21 protein-coding genes are annotated in these 19,659 nt (G+C 52.5%); 12 read left to right on the plus strand and 9 right to left on the minus strand.

Annotated features, from left to right (window positions below; genetic code table 11):
• Positions 1-19: 19 nt before the first annotated feature.
• From FE783_RS03040 to FE783_RS03050, 3 genes are all read right to left on the minus strand, one after another.
• Positions 20-1,096 carry a hypothetical protein gene (locus tag FE783_RS03040; RefSeq protein ID WP_138877859.1) on the minus strand — a complete coding sequence of 359 codons (1,077 nt, stop codon included), beginning with the start codon at positions 1,094-1,096 and terminating at the stop codon, positions 20-22.
• A gap of 126 nt (positions 1,097-1,222) precedes the next feature.
• Positions 1,223-1,813 carry a dihydrofolate reductase family protein gene (locus FE783_RS03045; protein WP_138877860.1) on the minus strand — a complete coding sequence of 197 codons (591 nt, stop codon included), beginning with the start codon at positions 1,811-1,813 and terminating at the stop codon, positions 1,223-1,225.
• Positions 1,814-1,829: 16 nt separating this feature from the next.
• Positions 1,830-2,276, minus strand: coding sequence for an SRPBCC family protein (locus FE783_RS03050; protein ID WP_238402838.1), 447 nt, complete (start codon positions 2,274-2,276; stop codon positions 1,830-1,832).
• 196 nt (positions 2,277-2,472) lie between these two features.
• Here FE783_RS03050 and FE783_RS03055 point away from each other — a divergent pair, with 196 nt between their 5' ends.
• Together FE783_RS03055 and FE783_RS03060 are read left to right on the plus strand one after the other, a co-directional pair.
• Entirely contained in the window at positions 2,473-3,309 is an 837-nt protein-coding gene (locus tag FE783_RS03055) for a helix-turn-helix transcriptional regulator (protein ID WP_138877861.1), read from the plus strand.
• Between the two features lie 167 nt (positions 3,310-3,476).
• Positions 3,477-4,055 (plus strand): dihydrofolate reductase family protein, encoded by a 579-nt coding sequence (locus FE783_RS03060; RefSeq protein WP_138877862.1) that lies wholly within the window; start codon positions 3,477-3,479, stop codon positions 4,053-4,055.
• Between the two features lie 104 nt (positions 4,056-4,159).
• Here FE783_RS03060 and FE783_RS03065 read toward each other — a convergent pair whose 3' ends face one another.
• A complete protein-coding gene (locus FE783_RS03065; RefSeq protein ID WP_138877863.1) occupies positions 4,160-4,582 on the minus strand; it encodes an SRPBCC family protein in 423 nt (140 codons plus the stop codon).
• 196 nt (positions 4,583-4,778) lie between these two features.
• On the opposite strand from FE783_RS03065, the gene FE783_RS03070 reads away from it, so the two are divergent.
• Positions 4,779-6,851: a thioredoxin domain-containing protein gene (locus tag FE783_RS03070; protein ID WP_138877864.1), complete on the plus strand. Its 2,073-nt coding sequence runs from the start codon at positions 4,779-4,781 to the stop codon at positions 6,849-6,851.
• A gap of 9 nt (positions 6,852-6,860) precedes the next feature.
• On the opposite strand, the gene FE783_RS03075 is transcribed toward FE783_RS03070, so the two are convergent.
• Both FE783_RS03075 and FE783_RS03080 read right to left on the minus strand, forming a co-directional pair.
• Positions 6,861-7,337, minus strand: coding sequence for a GNAT family N-acetyltransferase (locus FE783_RS03075; protein WP_138877865.1), 477 nt, complete (start codon positions 7,335-7,337; stop codon positions 6,861-6,863).
• 168 nt (positions 7,338-7,505) lie between these two features.
• Complete coding sequence (locus FE783_RS03080) at positions 7,506-9,413, minus strand: glycosyl hydrolase family 18 protein (RefSeq protein WP_138877866.1); 1,908 nt, start codon at positions 9,411-9,413, stop codon at positions 7,506-7,508.
• Positions 9,414-9,597: 184 nt separating this feature from the next.
• Between FE783_RS03080 and FE783_RS03085 the strand changes: the two genes are divergently transcribed.
• Positions 9,598-10,713: a Gfo/Idh/MocA family protein gene (locus FE783_RS03085; protein ID WP_138877867.1), complete on the plus strand. Its 1,116-nt coding sequence runs from the start codon at positions 9,598-9,600 to the stop codon at positions 10,711-10,713.
• A gap of 111 nt (positions 10,714-10,824) precedes the next feature.
• Here the strand turns inward: FE783_RS03085 and FE783_RS03090 are convergent, their stop codons facing one another.
• Positions 10,825-11,103 carry a DUF2653 family protein gene (locus tag FE783_RS03090; RefSeq protein WP_138877868.1) on the minus strand — a complete coding sequence of 93 codons (279 nt, stop codon included), beginning with the start codon at positions 11,101-11,103 and terminating at the stop codon, positions 10,825-10,827.
• Entirely contained in the window at positions 11,100-11,522 is a 423-nt protein-coding gene (locus FE783_RS03095) for a hypothetical protein (protein ID WP_138877869.1), read from the minus strand. Before FE783_RS03095 ends, FE783_RS03090 begins: the two co-directional genes overlap by 4 nt.
• A gap of 205 nt (positions 11,523-11,727) precedes the next feature.
• Between FE783_RS03095 and FE783_RS03100 the strand changes: the two genes are divergently transcribed.
• The 3 genes from FE783_RS03100 to FE783_RS03110 are packed head-to-tail and all read left to right on the plus strand — an operon-like array spanning position 11,728 to position 13,446.
• The gene (locus FE783_RS03100) at positions 11,728-12,264 is read left to right on the plus strand and encodes a DUF309 domain-containing protein (RefSeq protein ID WP_138877870.1); all 537 of its coding nucleotides are present in this window, start codon (positions 11,728-11,730) and stop codon (positions 12,262-12,264) included.
• 8 nt (positions 12,265-12,272) lie between these two features.
• A complete protein-coding gene (locus tag FE783_RS03105; RefSeq protein ID WP_138877871.1) occupies positions 12,273-12,860 on the plus strand; it encodes an HD domain-containing protein in 588 nt (195 codons plus the stop codon).
• Between the two features lie 22 nt (positions 12,861-12,882).
• The gene (locus FE783_RS03110; RefSeq protein WP_138877872.1) at positions 12,883-13,446 is read left to right on the plus strand and encodes a beta-class carbonic anhydrase; all 564 of its coding nucleotides are present in this window, start codon (positions 12,883-12,885) and stop codon (positions 13,444-13,446) included.
• Between the two features lie 192 nt (positions 13,447-13,638).
• Here FE783_RS03110 and FE783_RS03115 read toward each other — a convergent pair whose 3' ends face one another.
• On the minus strand, positions 13,639-13,986 hold the full coding sequence (locus FE783_RS03115) for an iron-sulfur cluster biosynthesis family protein (protein WP_138877873.1): 348 nt from the start codon (positions 13,984-13,986) through the stop codon (positions 13,639-13,641).
• A 136-nt stretch (positions 13,987-14,122) separates the two neighbouring features.
• On the opposite strand from FE783_RS03115, the gene FE783_RS03120 reads away from it, so the two are divergent.
• The 5 genes from FE783_RS03120 to FE783_RS03140 all read left to right on the plus strand — a co-directional run bounded on the left by FE783_RS03120 (position 14,123) and on the right by FE783_RS03140 (position 19,652).
• Complete coding sequence (locus FE783_RS03120) at positions 14,123-15,640, plus strand: carboxypeptidase M32 (RefSeq protein ID WP_138877874.1); 1,518 nt, start codon at positions 14,123-14,125, stop codon at positions 15,638-15,640.
• 202 nt (positions 15,641-15,842) lie between these two features.
• The gene (locus FE783_RS03125) at positions 15,843-16,853 is read left to right on the plus strand and encodes an ABC transporter substrate-binding protein (RefSeq protein ID WP_138877875.1); all 1,011 of its coding nucleotides are present in this window, start codon (positions 15,843-15,845) and stop codon (positions 16,851-16,853) included.
• Between the two features lie 23 nt (positions 16,854-16,876).
• Entirely contained in the window at positions 16,877-17,662 is a 786-nt protein-coding gene (locus FE783_RS03130) for an ABC transporter ATP-binding protein (RefSeq protein WP_138878269.1), read from the plus strand.
• An 89-nt stretch (positions 17,663-17,751) separates the two neighbouring features.
• On the plus strand, positions 17,752-18,495 hold the full coding sequence (locus tag FE783_RS03135) for an ABC transporter permease (RefSeq protein WP_420799710.1): 744 nt from the start codon (positions 17,752-17,754) through the stop codon (positions 18,493-18,495).
• A 215-nt stretch (positions 18,496-18,710) separates the two neighbouring features.
• Positions 18,711-19,652, plus strand: a complete 942-nt coding sequence (locus FE783_RS03140) for an aromatic acid exporter family protein (protein ID WP_138877877.1) — start codon at positions 18,711-18,713, stop codon at positions 19,650-19,652.
• The last annotated feature ends 7 nt before the right edge of the window (positions 19,653-19,659 follow it).

Genomic DNA, 19,659 nt, shown 5'->3' on the forward strand with positions numbered 1-19,659 from the left:
GTGGATGGCGAACATCTCGTCACTCCAGGCTTTCCTTGTATTCGCGCAGCAATCGGTAGCCTTCTCTCTTTGTACCGTGTCCTTTAATACAATAATCCTCCGGATTGATTCCGAAGGCTCGCAACATGGCGGATGCCGGTTTGCCCGTAAACCCTGTCGTATCGAACATATAATTCAATACGGCTTTTGTCAGTGTGCTTAGTTCCTTTTTGCTAAGAAGGTCTCCTTTATTCTTGATGGCAGCTTTCGCTTCCGAAACGATAATATTCGTAAAGGTATCGATCTGGCTTTGGAGAAAATCGTTCCATTCCTGTTGTTCCGCTTCGAAAGCTTCCTTCATCTGTTGGATATCGTCTGTCGACATGCTGCCGGTACCGACATCGAGGGTATTGAGCGGGTCGTACGTGACTTCGGCTACATAGGCTTTCGTCGTCCAGCTGCTTCCGATTTTACCGTAGATGTGACCCGTGCTGCCGCTGCTGGTGATATCGAACCAGCCCACTTCCTTCCCATTTTTGTAGACGACAAGGTCGGGGCGGGTGGGACCGTGGCTGACCTGAGTCGCTATACTGTAACCTTTTGGCAATGAGCTTCTGAGGTCATTGAACTTGGTGCCGGTTGCATAGCTTTCGATGGCATATCCGAATCTGGCAGGCGCGAAATGGTAAGCCGTTTCCAACGTTTCTACCAGGTCTTCATCGTCCGTATTGATTTTTTTTGTGTTGACACCATGAATTAAGGAGGCCGTTCTTTTCCATAACGTCGTATAATTGTCGACATCGGGGAGGGCCTCGGGGTTCAGCGTTGCTATTTCCGCTCCTTCCTGCACCAAGTCATCCAATTTGCTCGCGAAGCCGTCCAGACGGGTATTGGGATGATTACTATTGCCCCATACGACCTGTCTTTGCACGACATTACCGGTATGGGAAGCAAGCAGTTTGCCGACGGCCCGGTTACCGATCGTCCGCTGCAGATGCTTCGCCGCAGACGGGTCGGATAAAGGCGAAAGAAGCGTCCCTTCCTTGGCACGACGATCCGTTTGTGCTCGAGTGGAAGAGGAGGGACGTGGATTGGAGCGTTTCCTATGAGTATGCAAATCGCAGCACCTTCTGCCCTGCAAGATTGAACGAAAAAACCGGAAGGTAGTTCCTTCCGGTTTCCAGCATACCATGTACTTCTTGAAGTCGTCCATTTGCTTTTTTCAAAAATCCGACAATTCCCGTCATTCCTTCTTCGCCGGTTGATAAGTCAGTTCCACGGCACCTGAACGGAATGTCTTTGTTGCGACATGCTTTAGAGACTTCATTTCGTTATTGTCTTTAAAAAGACGTTTTCCGCTCCCCAGCACAACCGGAAATACCATAATCCGATACTCGTCGACGAGATCATCCTGCATCAGCGTGTGAACCAGCTCGCAGCTCCCGAGGACCAGAATGTCTCGACCGGGCTGCTGTTTCAGCTTCAAGACTTGTTCCGCAATAGGCCCTTCGATGAGACTTGCGTTCCATCTCATCTGCTGTGGGGTCTTTGTAGTTGATGCGACATATTTAGGATAGTTATTCATTCTGTCGGCAAAGCCTTCTGGAATGGAAAAATCCCGGATTTGATTCACGACAGTATTCGTTTTTCCCATTTTAGGCCAAGCAGCGGCAAAGCCTTCGTATGTGACCCGGCCAAGCAGAAGAGTGTCGCACAACTGGAGCTCCTCGAATTTGTGTTGATTTTGTTCATCCGTATTGAAGGGGACCGTCCAAACCGGATCCTCCATGACACCGTCCAGCGTCACGAACTCGGATACAACGACTTTTCTCACAAGCAGCCACCTCCCGTTAATTTGCGCGATTAAGCTCCTTGTCAAGCTCGTCCAGAAAAGCGTTCGCCCCGTGCATGTGATCTTCCAGCGAATCCAGACCATCGAGAAAGGCGCACTGTTCGGTATAGACGAGCTTCGTGCCGGAGCCCTCGGAATTGAATTCCACCGTGACGACAGACACCGATATCCTCGTCTCGCCCTTGTCTATGGTGATGGTGTAGACGATGCGCGTATCCGGCACAATCTCCTGATAGATGGCGACCGACGTGTAGATCGGCCCCCCCGGTTCACTGCCTCGAACGATCTCGCGTCCGCCTATACGGAATTCGAACTCATCCGCTTTTGGGAACCAGTTGGCCTTTATGGCGGGGTCCGACCATGCGGCGTAAGTCCGATCAGGAGAGGCAGTATAGTTGCGTTCCAAGGAAAAGGAGTCGTGGTTAATAAAATGTTTGCTCATCATTCAATCCTCCGCTTCATTCATTTGATCCGGATGCTTGTCTTAGAATATCTCCAAGCCCGTCCATATAGTTTGCGCCAGCTTTGTACCGGTAACCTCATTGTAAAACATGACGTCGCGTCATGTTCAAGTCTTAAATGCGAGATAGCTAGCGGAAAAATGCTGTTTAGCTTTCTTTTAAGCATGTATAATAGGGACTATGAGTACAATAAACTTTTCTATGGTATTGCCGCCTCATGATTTAGCGCGCGATATCGAATGCATTCGAATTTCAACATATACAGGAAACGAATCGCTTGACGTTAAAGTGTGTCCGAAAGGATTACCCGGTATCGTATTTCAGCTCGCTGATGACGATTCAGCTGCGATCGAAAGCATTACGATCGGCAATGCGCAAATCTCCGCGATTCCCATATTTTTTCTGCATGGTCAAGGATCTGCACCGAGTGTCATGCGTTTCAAGGACAAACCGTATGTATCTATACAGGTCGTGTTAAAGCCTCACGCCCTGTATTCTTTGTTCGGTTGGGACGCCTCCTCGCTTAACCAAGGCTTCCTGCCCCCCGATCAATTCGGTGCTATTGAGCTCGACAACCAGCTTTTGACCGCATCAACGAATGAAGAGCGGGTTTCTTTGCTTTGTACTTTTTTAACAGAGAAAATGAATCAAACGAAAAAGCGAGACGAACTGATTGAGCAGTCATTGGATTTTATTCGAAAATCCGTTTCTTCTATTTCAGTGAAACAAATTGTTTCGGCTTTCCATATATCTGAGCGTCAGTTTCAGAAACGCTTTGCCCGTGTCGTAGGAATATCGCCACAATTATATATTAGGATTGTGCGCATTAATGAGGCATTGCGGTTAATGAAGACCGGGAGCTTCGATCGATTGTCGGATGTTGCTTACGCGCTCAATTATTTCGATCAGTCGCATTTTATCCGTGATATCAAAGCGTTTTCTTGGTTAAGTCCCAAAACCATCACGATGAAGGTTAGTGACTTCCATAGCGACGAGGCAGGTTCCTCGTATTTATAGAACAATGGAATCTATATGCAATTCATAATGACTCCTTTCCCTTACGTTTTGTTAAACATAAGGGAAGGAGTTTATTATCGTTAAAGTTCGATGGACGGGATTATACAATTTTTGCAATGGATATCGAAGTACAATGTATACGACCCAAAACCAAGGAGTGATTGGATTTGCGAAAAATAAAAATGTTAAACCGAGTTTCGATTGACGGATATTTTGCCAGCCTTAATGACGCAACGTTCGGAATGGATTGGTTTGTGCATGATCCTGAGGTGGACAAAGCTGTGCATGAAAGCGGTGGGCGCATGGATACTCTCTTGTTGGGAGAAATCACCTACATGGGGTTCGAACGAAGCTGGGTGCCCATACTAAATGATCCCAATGCCCCCGAACAGATGAAGGCAGTGGCCGAAGAGTTAACGCAAATGACGAAAATCGTGTTCTCCAAAAATTTGAAGGAAGCGAAATGGGAGAACACGAAAATTTTCGATGGAAATCTAGTGGATAAAGTTCGCAAATTAAAAGAAGAGACAGGAAGCGATATACTGGTAATGGGAAGCGGAACAATCGTACAGCAGCTTGCCGAGGAAGAGTTGATCGATGAATATATGTTTATCGTTACACCGGTTGTAGCAAGCGAAGGCAAACGGCTCTTCCAGCATGTTAAACGGTTTGGCCTCCGCTTGTTGGATACGAAAGCCTTTAAATCCGGGAACGTAGTGCTGCATTATGAGCTGATAAAATTATAGAAAGTAGAGCCGCCGATACCATAGAAGAACATAAGTCTTCCATGAACGAAAAAACCGTTAAACACAAGGAGTTCCAAGTGTTTAGCGGTTTTGTTCTACGATAGTTAATTAACTTCGCTGTACTTTCCGAAATTATCCAAAATCGCCTGCCAGCCTGCTCTTTGCATGTCAACAGGATTGGTGGCTTCCGCATCAAAGGTTTCGATTACTTTGGTGGCGTTTCCTTCGCTAATAAAAGTGATCGCAACTTTTCTTCCATCTTCCATCGTGTAAGCAATAAACTCGTTTACTCTCACTTCATCATAAACGCCGCCAAAATCAAAGCCAAAGCTACCGTCCTTGGCTTCCATTCTTGTAACGAATTTACCGCCGACCCGTAAATCATTCTCGGCCTTCGGCGCATGCCAGTCCTCAGAAGCAGCGCACCATTTCGTAATATGCTGCGGCTCATTCCAATGTTTCCACACTTCTCCGACCGGCTTATGAACTGTAGTTTCTATCGTTATTGCTACATTACTTGTTTCCATATTCATTATCCACCTCATTCAATTAGTATTTGAACACTTTTAATATACACTATTGGGAATATTCCGGTCAAGGAATATGATAATGTTTTTTTTCGTCGCTTGGTGGTATAGACATCGGTTTTTCCTTTTTCGTACTGGTTATGCTAATCTCTAACTATCGACAATAATATCCAAATTGCCAAGGAGGCGATGTCCCATGACTACGAACGAACGGTCCAATAGATTAGCCAAGGAAAAGTCGCCATATTTGCTGCAGCATCAATACAATCCGGTAGATTGGTTCCCCTGGTCCGAAGAAGCTTTCGAAATCGCCAAGCGGGAGAATAAACCCGTATTCTTATCCATCGGCTATTCCACTTGCCATTGGTGCCACGTCATGGAGCGAGAGTCATTCGAAGACGAGGAAGTCGCCGCCATCTTGAACGAGCACTATATCTCCATCAAAGTCGACCGGGAGGAGCGTCCCGATGTCGATCACTTGTACATGTCCGTCTGCCAGGCGATGACCGGACAGGGGGGCTGGCCGCTTACGATTGTGATGACGCCGGACAAGAAGCCGTTTTTTGCCGGGACGTATTATCCGAAGAACCGCAAATACGGCCGTTACGGGCTGATGGATTTGCTGCCGCAGCTGGCGGAGAAATGGCGGGAGGACCGCGTCAAGGTCGAGGAGATCGGCGAGCAGATCATGGAGGAGACGAAGGGGCGCATGCTCTCCAACCTGGAAGGCAAGCTGTCCGAACAGACACTCGACCGCGCTTACCGGCAGTATGAGGAGCTGTTTGATGAAACGTACGGGGGATTCGGCTCCGCTCCGAAGTTTCCGACCGCTCACAATATATCGTTGCTGCTCCGCTACTACAAAAGGACAGGCACGGAGCAGGCGCTCGAAATGGCGGAGAAGACGCTGGATTCGATGTACCGGGGAGGGATGTACGACCATATCGGCTTCGGCTTCGCCCGGTACTCGACGGATGAGCGGTGGCTCGTGCCCCACTTCGAGAAAATGCTGTACGACAACGCGCTGCTCGCGATCGCTTATCTGGAAGCGTATCAAGTGACGGACAAGCCGGATTATGCGGAAGTGGCGGAGCGGATTTTCACCTATGTGCTCCGGGATATGACCGATCCGGAAGGCGGCTTCTATTCGGCGGAGGATGCCGATTCGGAAGGGCACGAAGGAAAGTTCTACGTCTGGAAGCCGGATGAAATCGTCGGCGTACTCGGCGCTGAAGACGGCGATCTGTATTGCGATTTGTACAATATTACCGAAGAGGGCAACTTCGAAGGACATAGCATCCCGAATTTGATCGGGCAAGTTCCGGAAACGTTTGCCAAGCGCAAAAACATGACGCTGTCCGAGCTGCGCGAGAAGATTGAATCGTGCCGCGTCAAGCTGTTCGCTTACCGGGAAGAGCGGGTTCATCCGCATAAGGACGATAAAATATTGACAGCCTGGAACGGGCTTATGATCGCGGCTCTGGCCAAAGGGGCGAAAGTGCTCGGGAACCCGGCATTCGCCGAAGCGGCGGCCAAGGCGGAAGCTTTTCTGTGGACCAAGCTTAGGCGCGAAGACGGACGCCTGCTCGCCAGATACCGCGACGGGGAAGCGGCATTTCACGGATATGTTGACGACTATGCCTATATGATCTGGGGTTTGATCGAGCTGTACGAGGCCACGTTCGAGCCTGGATATTTGCAGAAGGCGGCGGGGCTCGCCAAGGATCTGATCAAGCTGTTCTGGGACGACGAGAAGGGCGGGCTGTTCTTCTACGGGCACGATGCGGAGCAGCTGCTCACCCGGATGAAGGAAATATATGACGGGGCGATGCCTTCAGGCAATTCCGTCGCAGCGTACAACTTGCAGCGGCTGTCGAAGTATGTCTATGATGCACAGCTTGCCCAGAAAGCCGACGAGCTGCTGCAAGCATTCGCGGGCGCGGCAGAGCGCTATCCGAGCGGTCACGCGATGCTGCTAACTACGCTCGACTTCGCCGTGTCGTCGCCGATGGAGATCGTGATCGCCGGCGATCCGGAGAAGACGGAGACGAAGCGGATGCTCGAATCGGTCCGGAGCCGGTTCCTGCCGAGCGCCGTCGTTATTCTCGTTCCGAACGGGGAAAAGGGCGACGTCGTCCGGCAAACGATCCCGCTCGTTCAGGATAAAGTTGCGCTTGGCGGACGAACGACCGCATACGTATGCGAGCATTTCGCTTGTTTTGCCCCGACTGACGATCCGGAAGAGCTGGAGGAGCTGCTTGACCAGTAATACGAGGTTTTACAGCTTCATCTCCATCTGAATCCCGACAATGATCTCGCCGCTGCGGTTCGTCATTCTGTTCATTCCGCACGGAGTGAAGCCGAGCTTGTTGTAGAAGAGCAGCGCTCGCGGATTCGTATGATGGCAGACGAGCAGGAGGCGGGGGACGGACAGTTCGTTTCTCGCCTGCTCGATCATCGACTGAAGCAGCTGAACGGCTGCTCCTTTGCCTCTATGCTGCGGAGCAACGATCAAGTTGCCCAAGCTGCAGTGCTTTCCTTCCTCGTAACCGTAGAAATTAGCGTATCCCGCCAGCTCGCCGTTGTCGTCCGTCACTACAGTCGGACACCACCGCTTGCTCGCAGCTTCTTCCAGCTGAGCCGCGGCCAGCGGGTACGTGCCTGACGGAAACATGAAAAATAGCTCTTCCTCGGATTGCGGAAACGTACAGATCACGGCAAAGTCTTCGTGCCGGACGGGCCTGCAAGTGTACATGGGCTTCACTCCTTGGAAACTTTTGGATTGCCTCCATTATATATCTTGGGTCGGCTGATGTTGTGCCAAAAGTATAGCGGAAATAGGACAAAAATTGATGGTGCACGGCCCAACAAAATCAAACAGCGGGTCTCCATGGAGACACCGCTGTTCGTTCACTGCACAAGCTTATTTTTTCGGCAAAATCGAGTTCCATACTTCCGTCGTCTCATAGCCGAGCCTCCAGGCGGCGACTCCGGCGAGATCATACTTTTTGGCGATATCGATACGCGCCTGAACCGTTATTTTATCCTCCAGCCAGAACACGTAACGGTACCCGTCTTCCTCGTATTCCACCTTGTATTGCTGGAACTGGGCATCCCATGAGGAGACCGCTTTTTTGGCGGCGATCAGTGCGGGCAAATCTTTCATGTAGATGGCGCGGTTGCTCTCGAGCGCCCCCGTCGTTCCGTTAATTTTCCATTCCCTCACATAATACGGGATTCCCATCAGAAGCTTGTCTCTCGGAATACCGTACTCCAGAAACTCTTTGACGCCTTCTTCGGTCCAAGCAAGTCCGGCAACCGATCCCGGCTTGTCGCTTCCGGAATAGTGGTGGTCGTACGTCATCGTGATAATATAGTCGACGATCGTCGCAAGCTTCTCGTGATCGAATGCGGTCAAATGGTTCCACTTGACGCTGCCGCGCGGCAGGTCGATGGAAACGATCAGCCCTTTCTCATGAGCGGCCGTCGTAAAAGACTGCATGAATGCGGTGAAAGCCGCACGATCTTTGCCCGCCAAATTCTCGAAGTCGATATTGAGTCCGTCGACGCCCAAATCCGCCGCTTTGTCGACCAGCGCGCGAATGAACTTCTGCTGCGCCGCCGGGTTGGCGAGAAACTGCGTCGTCAAGGCCGAGTCGAACTGGTTGTTGACGAGCGGGTGCACTTCGTACCCTTGGCTTTTCAGCCACACCATCGATTCTTTATTGGACATATCTTTGAGCGTTCCGCTTGCATCGGCCAGTTGGAACCAGGTCGGGGAATCGATGTCCAGACCGGCCGTCGTCTGAACCTGCTTCTTGATCGTATCTGCTGCCGAGGAGCCGTTCCAGCCCCAGTACAGCAGCTTCCGGAAGTTGCTCCAGATGCGCGAGCCGTGGTAAGTCCTCAGCGATATGTATTTGTACCATTCCGCGTATTGCAGCGATTCCTGTATCGTCTTGAACTCCGCGACTTTGTTGTCGTTCTGGTAAACCTGATAATAGGGGAAATTATTCCATATTTCTTTGCCGTTCAGCTTGATCTTGATATGCAGAAACCATTGGGCGTAATAGATTGCATCGTCGAGACTGGCAAACTCGTTGATCAGGTTGTCGTCCTGATACACCTTGTATTTGTTTGTATTCGAATACACGACTTTGTTGCCGTCCGTAGTATCGATGACTACCGAATTGGCCCAGTTTAACGCTTCGTTCACCGCGTCTTCCAAGTAGCCGAACGACCACTGTGCGTTTGTTTTGTTGTCCTGCATCACTTGGTATTTTTTCGCTCCTTCGCGGAGCTGCTGCTTCTCGGATTGGGCCAAGTTGTCCCATACCCATTTGTTCGTATTCAAGTCGATGACGTGTGCGCCCAAATAATATTTCGCGGCCGCGACCGCATCCTTCAATTCCGTATATTCCCATTCGTCGAGCGTAATGCCGCCTTGGTACAAACGGTAGCGGGGATAATTGTTCCACACCCAGCCGGTCGACTGCATGTCGCGTATGGAAGCATATTTGTAATATTGGGCGACGGCTTTCGCTTGTTCGAGCGTGGCGAATTCCCAGCCCGGCAGCGATACGTCATATTGGTACAGCTTGTAGCGGGGGTAATTGTTCCATACCCATTTCCTGGTGCTGATTTCTTCCACGTAGCTTTCGGAGTACCATCCGGCGAATGTAATCGCTTGCTTCAAGTCGGAAAACTCGGATATCGCCGTCTCGTTCTGGTAAACCCGGTATTTCGTCGTCGCGGCCAGAGCGGCGGTCGCCGGTGCGGTGAATACCGTCACCGATACGAGCAGGGCGGCGATCCATCTTCTACCTCTCATCTCTCATCCTCTTTCTCTAGCATTCTCGCATATGTTCAGACGTAATAGAACGGAAATAGTTGCGAGATTCACGAAAAACACACGATTTGTTCGTACCCCGTACGTTCGGCTGCGGAACCGTTTCATGGGCAACGAAGTGAAAAAGTGATATGCTATTCCTGATATTGGGAGGAGGACGAGCAAGGTGAAGCCGATCCGATTGGGAATGGTAGGAAGCGGGCATGTGAGCAACCGTTATTTCGAGCAGGCGGGCAAGCTGGAAGGGGTTCAGTTCGTCGCGACGTGCGCCAAGCATATCGAGAATGCGGAGAGCAAGGCGAAGCTGTACGGCGTACCTCGGTGGTATGACGATTACGGGAAAATGATGGACAACGAGCAGTTGGATGCCGTCATTGTCACCACGCCGCATTCGATACATGCCGAAGTCGTGCTGGCCGCATTAAAAAGAGGGCTTCACGTTCTGAACGAAAAGCCGATGGCGACGAGCTACGACGATTGCAAAAGCATGGTGGAGGCGGCGGAGCGAAACAATCTCATTTTCATGAACCTGCCTTACAATTTGCATCCGGCATTCGTAACCGCACTTCAATATTTGAACGAGGAAACGATCGGCAAAATTACGGGAGCGGACGTCCAGCTCAATATTCCGGGTCCACCGAGAGACAACTGGTATTATAACAAGGCCGTCTCCCATGGCGGGGCTATTCTCGATTGCATCGTGTACCCGGTCAGCAGGCTGATTTCGCTGCTCGGACCCGCGAGCTCCGTGATGGCGGAAGTGAATACCCTGATTCCGAACCGTATCGTGGGCGGAGGGAAACAAATCCGAAGCGACGTTGACGATAACGCAACGGTAATCGTGCAGTTCGCGCAAGGACAGCACGCAGTCGTGAGGACGTTGTGGGGAACTTCATTCTCGCAGAACAATACGCTCATATACGGCCGTAAAGGAACGATTGCGCTGGGTGACGGCGGCTTTCCGCTCGTTATCCATTCGCCTCATCAACCGATCGAGGATGCCGAGCAGGTCGCATGGCGCGGCCTGCAGGGATGCTATGCTCCCAAGCTCCAGCCGTCCGAATTGTCGGAGAAAGACATGATGAGCCATTTCGTTCATTGTCTCCGCACGGGGCGGCAGCCGAAGCAGTCGGCCCGTCAGCAGCTTCATGTGCACGAGATCATGTTCGGAGCTTACCGGTCGGCCGAAACCGGACAACGCCACATGCTTACGACTACTTTCGACAATTTTCATTCGAATGCGGGAGCGGATATGTTCGATACGAAGAGCGGATATATTTGAGCTGCCGGATGATCAGAACAATCGTGCGATCCGGTTCGCAAACAAAAAGAACGTTCCGATGAATCGGAACGTTCCCCGCGGCCGGACGGCCGTTGTTTGATTCTACTATCGTTATTCTCTCACGATGCAGAACATTTCGTCTTCCACATCGAGCTCCAACTGACTGCGGAATACGCGGCGATCATAGTGGTTCAGGATGTACCGTTCGATCGCTTCCAGCATGTTCGCTTCGATAATATAATGCGACCGGCCGTCAATCGTGACCTCTGCGGAAAATCCGAGATTCTCTTCCCATTCGAGCTGAACGGTAACTTGATTCGGACTTATCCCTTTGCGTTCCGCTATATGCTCGCAGATGGCGTTGATGATCTCCTGCTGGCTCAGCGTCATTCTTGGAAGCTCTTCTTCTGTTTATTGCGATCCCGGAAATAGACGTAAACGTAACGAACGAGCATGATGAGCACGAAGATCGCCATCATGTTTACGAGCAATCCGAGTATGTTGCCGAGGAAGCCCATGCCTCCGAACAGTCCGCCGAACAGCATGCCGGCCAATCCGCCGATCATTAACCCTTTCATGAAACCGCCGCCGCCGAAAAGGCCCGGTTTGGCTGCCGTTGCCGGAGTAGCCGGATTCGTCGGCGATTTGGCCGGATCGGTCTTCGACACGTTATCGGCCGGTTTCGTCGGCGAGTACGATTTGCTGCCGGAGTTGAAGCTGCCGCCTTTCGGTTTTGCGTCCGCGTACTGTGGTGCGCTGAATGCAACGACGAAGAAGCAAGCCATCAGAACCAGCATCCATTTTTTCATTGCAATACCCTCCTGTAACGTTAGATGCATTTTGCCCAACAGTATGTACTACGAATAGCGTGGGCAACGGTTTCAAAATTTATAATAGATTGTTGAAAAAATTTTGATGCAAAACGTGATATAATGAAAAGATGGACCGGCAAGTCCCGGTCGTCAGAGAGCAGAAACGTTATTCCGTTAAAGTTCCTAGGGGGCGGCGAGCAGCATGTATCCCGATGCATATGTCGAATATTTGTTTCATTTCCACGCGGACCGCGACTGGTTCGAATGCCATGAGCTGCTGGAGGAGTACTGGAAAGAGCATCCTGCCGATCCGAAAAGCAAAACGTGGGTAGCCCTTATTCAAGTAGCCGTTTCGCTGTACCATCATAGACGAGGCAATCGGGCGGGCGCGTTGAAAATGATCGCGGCTTCTTTGCGCAATATGAGCGACACCCATCTTGCCGAGCTGGGTATAGACCATAAGGCATTCCGCGCGGTAGTGGAACAGAGGTTGGAAGAGCTGTCGGCCGATGGGGCGGCTCCGTTCACCGATCTGGATATCCCGCTCTCCGACCAGGAACTGATCCGGCTATGCCGCTCCAAATGCGAGCAGAGAGGCTTCGGCTGGCGACAGCCTAGCGATCCGGCCAACCGTTTTATTATGAACAAGCATACGCTTCGCGACCGTACCGACGTGATCGAAGCGCGCAGCCGCGAGGCGGAACGGAAACGGGAATTGAACACAATTGCGCAGGGGTGAAGCGGAACGTGAAATCGCGGTTGGAGCAGCAGATCGAATTTATTTTGGAAATCGACAAACTCAAGCACGTGTTCCGCAAAAGCCGGCTTATCCGCAGCGAACGGTTCGAGAACGATGCCGAGCACACTTGGCATTTGACCGTCATGGCTGTTCTGCTGTCCGAGCATGCCAATGCACCGGACTTGAGCTTGCCTAAAGTGCTGAAGATGCTGCTGATTCACGATCTGGTCGAAATCGACGCAGGCGATACGTTCGCCTATGACGTGAAAGGACTGGAAGGCAAATATGAACGCGAGCAGGCAGCGGCGAACCGGCTTTTCGGCCTTCTTCCAGAGGACCAGCGGGCCGAGTTCATGGAATTGTGGGAAGAGTTCGAAGCTCGCGAAACGAATGAAGCGAAGTTCGCGGCGGCGATGGACCGGCTGCAGCCCGTTCTTCTGAACTGCGAGAACGAAGGCCAATCGTGGAAAGAGCACGGGATTACAAGCGAACAAGTGCTGGAGAGGAACCGTCACATCGGGGATGGCTCGTCCGCGCTATGGCAGCACGCCCGGAAACTGATCGGGCGGGCGGTCGAGCAAGGATTTCTTAAATGACTTCGTATGGAGGGAACGACACGTGCAAAGATTATTGGATGAAATTATCGGCTATAACCGATCGTTCGTAGAGCAAGGCAAGTTCGAGCCGTATTTGACTTCGAAATTTCCGGACAAAAAATTCGTGATTCTCACCTGCATGGACACCCGGCTGATCGAACTGCTTCCGGCCAGCATGAATATAAAGAACGGCGACGTCAAAATGATCAAGTCGGCTGGCGGCGTCGTATCCACCGCTTTCGGCGGGATCATGCGCAGTATTATCGTAGCCATTTACGAGCTGGGTGCGGAAGAAGTGCTCGTCATCGGGCATCACGATTGCGGTATGGGCAACATTAACCCCCACCAGATGAAGGCGAAGTTTCTCGAGCGGGGCATTCCCGAAGATACGATCCAAATATTGGAGCATTCCGGACTTCATATCGAGCATTGGCTGAGAGGCTTCAACGACGTGACGGAAAGCATCAAGAGCAGCGTAAGCCTGATCCGCCACCATCCGCTCGTGCCGAAAATTCCGATTCACGGGCTCGTCATCGACCCGAAAACAGGCAAGCTTGACGTCGTTGATGAAGGCTACGAGAAATAAGATAGAGTTAAGGGTAAACCAAAGGGGCCTCTTCATATGAAGAAGCCCTTTTGTTGTAAAAAGGGGGCTCCCCCGGAAGTATTAACAATAGCTTTGATCGATGCAATTCGGCGAAGTACATTCGTGTTTGTTGTAGCTATTGTTGCGAGAGCAGCAGAGCTGCTCCGACGGAATGTGCTACGAAGCAGCTCTTCACTTCCGGGGGATTGAGGACCTGCGATCGATCAGGCGCATAGAAGGATTGTACGTTTGCTGGCTGCTCTTCAGGATGAGCGATTGCTGCTCCGGCTTGCGGTCCACCGTCAGCTTGTCTTCGAAAAACAGCTCCTGCTTCGGATCATAAAAGACGGTGAACAGGTTGCTCGACGCAAGCTGGTCGTCTTCTTCCGGACTATCGACAATCCATAATGCGGCTACGCCGTTTACCGCGCATCCGCAGCCGTCGGTATCGTAAGCGAGCTTGATCGCGCCTGCGGCACTGTGTGTGAAATGCCGCGCGCGGATATGGGCCGCCGCTTCTTCGGTAAAATGCACGTTCATCTCGTTCCACTCCAAACGTTTGAAATATCACCGCTTTCCATTTTACCATAATCCGGTGGCGAAGTTGATTCGCCTTTCTTTTCCAAGTATGATGGAACCATCCGTTTGTACATAGCCGAAGGAGGACGTATCGAGTATGAGCGAATCGCTTGCTGAGAAGCTGCAGTCTTTTCGGAGTTATGTCAAGAAAATGAAAAGCTATGGGGAAGCGCTGGACGTCATGTACTGGGACCTGCGGACCGGAGCGCCCAAGAAAGGCGTGGAAGCCCGTTCCGAGGTGATCGGGGAGCTGTCCGCGGAAATGTTCAAAATGTCGGTGTCCGACGAGATGGGACAATATCTCGAACAATTGTCGGAGCCGGGTACGTTCGAGCAACTGGATGAAGTCAACCGGAAGCTCGTCGAGGAATGCAAGAAGGAATATGACCGGAGCAAAAAAATCCCGCCGGACAAATACAAAGCGTATGTAGTGCTTACTTCACAAGCGGAATCGGTATGGGAGGATGCCAAGCATAAGGCGGATTTCGCCATGTTCCAGCCGTATCTGGAAAAAATCGTGGCCGCGAACCTCGAGTTTATCGAGCTGTGGGGCTACGAGGGACACCGTTACAACACGCTGCTCGACATGTACGAGCCGGGAATGACGGTGGAGAAGCTGGATAAGCTGTTCGCGGACGTAAGGGAGAAGCTGGTGCCGCTCGTATCGGCGATCCAGCGGTCGAATCAAACGCCGGACACGGCCTTTTTGAAGCAGTCGTTCGACGTTGCGGAGCAGAAGAAGTTTAGCTTGTTTATTCTGAACGAGCTCGGCTACGATTTCGAGGCGGGGCGTCTGGACGAGAGCGTGCACCCTTTCGCGACCGGGCTGAACCCCGGCGATGTGCGGATTACGACCCGTTACTTGCCGGATGACGTCACGAGTGCGCTGTTCGGGACGATCCACGAATGCGGCCATGCGCTCTACGAGCAGAACATATCCGCGGAGCTGATCGGCACGCCATTGTGTACGGGCACATCGATGGGGATTCACGAGTCGCAGTCCCGCTTCTGGGAAAATATGGTCGGACGCAGCCGTCCGTTCTGGAACCGCTATTATCCGAAGCTGCAGGAGCTGTATCCGGATCGTCTCGGAAATGTGCCGGTAGAGTCGTTCTACAACGCTATCAATATCGTCCAGCCGTCGCTGATCCGGATCGAGGCGGATGAGCTCACTTATAATTTACATATCATGATCCGCTACGAGATCGAGAAAGCGCTGTTCGACGGATCGCTAAGTGTCGCGGATCTGCCCGCTTACTGGAACGGGAAATACAAAGAATACCTTGGAGTCGAGCCGTCTCATGACGGGGAAGGCGTGCTGCAGGACGTTCATTGGGCAGGCGGGGCGTTCGGTTACTTCCAGTCGTATTCGCTCGGCAATATGTACTCGGCGCAAATCCGCCATACGCTGGAGAAGGAATTGGGCGATCTGGACGACCTGACGGCGAACGGACGGTTTGCCGCGGTCAAAGATTGGCTCGTCGAACGCATATACCGGTACGGCAAGCTGCTCACCCCGCACGAAATCGTAACCCGGATTACGGGAGAATCGCTTAATCCCGAATACTTGATCGCGTATTTAAAGAAGAAGTACGGCGAAATATACGGATTGTAATATAGTGGATGTAACAGGCGGAGGGCTTTGGCTCTCCGCTTTTTTTACATTTATAGCGTTTATAATTTCGGGGTCCCCGTAAAGTACTTGGAATAAGCCCCGAAGCATGGCTCCACTTTGCGGGGTAATTTTGTCATTGACATTAACCGCGAACTGGGCTCTTGCATACGATGGTAGCAAAGAGAGAAAGGGAGGACTATCCATGAGCAGAACGATAAAGTCCTTGCTGATCGCGATTGTCGCTATCGTACCGGTGCTGGTCAGCGCTTGCTCCGGTTCCGCCAAAGATCAGACGAAGATCCGGATCGGGGAAGTAACCCGTTCGATCTTCTATGCCCCCCAATATGTGGCGATCAGCCAAGGATTTTTCAAAGAGGAAGGGCTCGATATCGAGCTGACGACGACGGCCGGCGGAGACAAGACGATGACGGCACTGCTGTCGGGCGGCATCGATGTGGCGCTGGTAGGTTCCGAGACGTCGATCTATGTCAATCAGCAAGGCTCCGACGACCCGGTGATCAATTTCGCCCAAGTGACCCAGACGGACGGAACGTTCCTCGTATCCCGCAGGAAGCTCGACAAGTTCGATTGGTCGATGCTGAAAGGGAGCACATTCCTGGGACAGCGCAAGGGCGGGATGCCGCAGATGGCGGGCGAATTTACGCTGAAGAAGAAGGGGATCGATCCGCAGAAAGATTTGAAGCTGATCCAGAACGTCGATTTCGCCAACATTCCGGCGGCCTTCTCGTCCGGGACCGGCGACTATGTGCAAATGTTCGAGCCGCAGGCGACCGTGATCGAGAAGGAAGGCAAAGGGTACGTCATCGCTTCGTTCGGCGTGGAGAGCGGCAATTTGCCGTATACCGTGTTCATGTCCAAGAGAAGCTTCATCGACCGCAATCCGAAAACGATCCAGCAGTTTACGAACGCCGTCTACAAAGCCCAGCGATGGGTGGCCGAGAAGACGGTCGAGCAAATCGCCGACGCGGTCATGCCTTTCTTCGCCGATACGGATAAAGAAATCGTGAAAGCGGTCGTGAAACGGTACAAAGACCAGCAGTCGTTCGCGACGGACCCGATCGTGGACGAGAAGGAATGGAACAATTTGCAGGACGTCATGCAAGCTGCCGGAGAGCTGAAGCAGCGGGCCGACCACAAGAAGCTTGTCGATAATTCGTTCGCCCAGAAAGCGATCGACGCCGTGAAGAAATAAGGCGGGAGGGGACGGTGACTCGCGTGAAACCGGCAGTCGGCATTCACGATTTGACTCACGTATACGTGTCCGGCAAAGGCGCATTCGTCGCGCTGGAGAAGGTCGGCTTCACGCTGGAAGCCGGGGAGTTCGTAAGCTTGGTCGGCCCGAGCGGCTGCGGCAAGACGACGATTTTATCGATTATAGCCGGTCTGATCGAGCCGACAGAGGGGCATGTGGAAGTAGGCGGCCAGCCGGTGTCCGGCCCTTCCCGCAAAGTCGGCTACATGCTGCAGCACGACTATTTGTTTCCATGGCGCACTATTCTAGCGAACAGCGTCATCGGTCTGGAGTTGAACGGCAAAGTGACGGGCGAACAGAAGGCCGAAGCGGTTCGGCTGCTCGCGGAGATGGGGCTTAAGGACGTTGCGGGCAGTTATCCGCACCAGCTGTCCGGCGGGATGAGACAAAGAGTCGCGCTCGTAAGGACGCTCATCACGTCGCCGGACATTCTGCTGCTCGACGAACCGTTCTCGGCTCTCGATTACCAGACGAAGCTCACCCTGGAGCAGCTTGTATCGGAGACGCTGCGATCGAGACGGAAATCGGCCGTTCTCGTGACCCACGACATCACGGAGGCGATCGCCATGAGCGACAGGGTGATCGTGCTCGATCGGGGGCCGGGACGGGTGCGGCGGGAAATTCTGGTTCCCGGGCCGATTCGCTCCGCCTGCCCGATGAAAGCGCGGGAGATGCCGGGCTTTCATGCGCTGTTTAACGAAATATGGGGAGAGCTCGAAGAAATGGAAGCAAGGAGGGAGCCGTCATGACGCCGACACCCGTGCCGGAAAAGAGGGACGGCCAGCTGGCCGTCCTGACGAATCGCGTTATGCGCGAGCATCGCGGAAGGAACCGCCGCATGACGGCATCGGTCGCAGCGACGCAAATCGCCCTGCTGGTCGCCTTTCTCGCGTTGTGGGAAGCGGCGGGACGCGGCAAATGGATCGACGTGCTGCTGTTCAGCTATCCGAGCAAAATCGCCAAGCTGCTTATCGAAAAAATGGCGGACGGTTCCCTGATGCCCCATGTATGGGCTACGGTCATGGAAACCGGAGCGGGCTTCCTACTCGGCACGTTGTTCGGGACCGCGCTGGCAACGCTTATCTGGTGGTCGCCTTTTCTAGCCAGGGTGCTTGATCCGTTTATCGTCGTTGCCAACAGTATGCCGAAGGTGGCGCTCGGTCCGTTGTTCATCGTCGGGCTCGGACCGAACGTCATGTCGATTATCGCGACGACACTGGCCATTACCGTTATTATTACGACGCTAGTCGTTTATACCAGCTTTAAGGAAGTCGACGCGAACTATATCAAAGTCATCCGGATGTTCGGCGGAACGAGAACCCAGTCGTTCCAAAAGGTGATTTTGCCCGCTTCGGTGCCTGCAATCGTATCGACGTTGAAGGTGAATGTGGGTCTTGCATGGGTCGGGGTCATCGTGGGCGAATTTCTCGTCTCGAAGCAGGGGCTCGGATACTTGATCATTTACGGCTTTCAGGTATTCAACTTCACGCTCGTATTGGGGAGCCTCGTCATTATCGCGATCGTCGCGACCATTATGTATCAGGTAGTCGCTTATGCGGAAAGAAAGCTGCAGCGGCGCTAATAAATTTAAAGGCAGGGCGGCTCCGCGAGGGGCTGTTCCTTTTTTTTCGACGATACTGTGCCGCCACCGCCGGAGAATGATATTAAGGGTGGTTTGCAGCTTCTATTTTAGTAGCTGGTAAAGACTGCTATTTTCCATTGAAACGGGACAAGCTTTGCCGATTGTAATGCCCGGAACGTTCGTTTACGATAGAAGAAAATAACAGGGGGACGTCTATGGGAATCCGAACCGTGAAAACTGCGATCGCGACGGTCGCCGCCGTCTACTTGGCGATGCTGCTGTCGCTCGAATATCCGATGTCCGCCGGGCTGCTCGCCATTCTGGGAGTGGAATCGACGATACGCAAAGGGATCGTCACGTCGTTGGTCAGAATCGGCGCCTCCGTGATGGGGCTCGCGATCGCGACACTGATGCTGGTCCTGTTCGGCTTCCATCTGCCGGTGCTGGCCGCATTCATATTAATAGCGATTCCGGTGCTCTTGAAACTCCGCCTGCAGAATGGGCTCGCGACATGCTGTGTCGTCGTATTTCATATTTTCTCGGTCGGCTCGGCCACGATCCCGATCGTGATGAACGAGCTCGGACTGCTCCTCATCGGCCTCGGCACGGCGACGATCGTCAATGTCGTGTACATGCCTGATCTGGAACGCAGGCTGAAGCAGGAGAGGGATCGCGTGGAGGAGCTGTTCTCCGCAATCTTCGTGCAGCTCGCCCGCAACCTGCGCGATGTCGATTACATATGGAGTGGAAGCGAAGTGCTGGAGGCGCACGAGGCGATCGAGCGCGGCAAGCAGGAAGCCGTGAAGGCGTCCGAGAACCGGCTGTTTTCCGGGAATCCGTATTGGAACGGGTATTTTCGAATGCGATCCGGGCAGTTGGAGTCGATTCAGGACATGATCCAGATCGTAGCCCAGGTGTACAGCAATCTTCCGCACGGACAGCTTGTGGCGGAGCTGTTCGAAGCGCTCAGCGTCGACGTGAAGAGTGAAACGTATACCGGCAATGTGGAGAAGCGGCTCGAGAGTCTGGAGTCGGAATTCAAAAATATGCCGCTGCCGCAGAGCCGCGAAGAGTTCGAAGTACGCTCGGCCATTCTGCAAATGTGCCACGAGCTAACATATTATTTGAACATTGCGAAAAGAGAAAAGAAGCAATAGAATTCTA

Origin of the sequence: Paenibacillus mesophilus, from assembly GCF_005938385.1 — a bacterium.
Classification (GTDB): Bacteria; Bacillota; Bacilli; order Paenibacillales; family NBRC-103111; genus Paenibacillus_AB; species Paenibacillus_AB mesophilus.

Excerpts from the sequence above, each read along its gene's own strand:
- FE783_RS03115 (WP_138877873.1), bottom strand. The coding sequence starts at position 13,986 with ATGAACGTGCATTTTACCGAAGAAGCGGCGGCCCATATCCGCGCGCGG.
- FE783_RS03100 (WP_138877870.1), top strand. The coding sequence starts at position 11,728 with ATGTATCCCGATGCATATGTCGAATATTTGTTTCATTTCCACGCGGAC.
- FE783_RS03090 (WP_138877868.1), bottom strand. The coding sequence starts at position 11,103 with ATGACGCTGAGCCAGCAGGAGATCATCAACGCCATCTGCGAGCATATA.
- FE783_RS03075 (WP_138877865.1), bottom strand. The coding sequence starts at position 7,337 with ATGTACACTTGCAGGCCCGTCCGGCACGAAGACTTTGCCGTGATCTGT.
- FE783_RS03135 (WP_420799710.1), top strand. The coding sequence starts at position 17,752 with ATGACGGCATCGGTCGCAGCGACGCAAATCGCCCTGCTGGTCGCCTTT.
- FE783_RS03055 (WP_138877861.1), top strand. The coding sequence starts at position 2,473 with ATGAGTACAATAAACTTTTCTATGGTATTGCCGCCTCATGATTTAGCG.
- FE783_RS03125 (WP_138877875.1), top strand. The coding sequence starts at position 15,843 with ATGAGCAGAACGATAAAGTCCTTGCTGATCGCGATTGTCGCTATCGTA.
- FE783_RS03065 (WP_138877863.1), bottom strand. The coding sequence starts at position 4,582 with ATGGAAACAAGTAATGTAGCAATAACGATAGAAACTACAGTTCATAAG.
- FE783_RS03080 (WP_138877866.1), bottom strand. The coding sequence starts at position 9,413 with ATGAGAGGTAGAAGATGGATCGCCGCCCTGCTCGTATCGGTGACGGTA.
- FE783_RS03140 (WP_138877877.1), top strand. The coding sequence starts at position 18,711 with ATGGGAATCCGAACCGTGAAAACTGCGATCGCGACGGTCGCCGCCGTC.
- FE783_RS03070 (WP_138877864.1), top strand. The coding sequence starts at position 4,779 with ATGACTACGAACGAACGGTCCAATAGATTAGCCAAGGAAAAGTCGCCA.
- FE783_RS03050 (WP_238402838.1), bottom strand. The coding sequence starts at position 2,276 with ATGATGAGCAAACATTTTATTAACCACGACTCCTTTTCCTTGGAACGC.
- FE783_RS03120 (WP_138877874.1), top strand. The coding sequence starts at position 14,123 with ATGAGCGAATCGCTTGCTGAGAAGCTGCAGTCTTTTCGGAGTTATGTC.
- FE783_RS03095 (WP_138877869.1), bottom strand. The coding sequence starts at position 11,522 with ATGAAAAAATGGATGCTGGTTCTGATGGCTTGCTTCTTCGTCGTTGCA.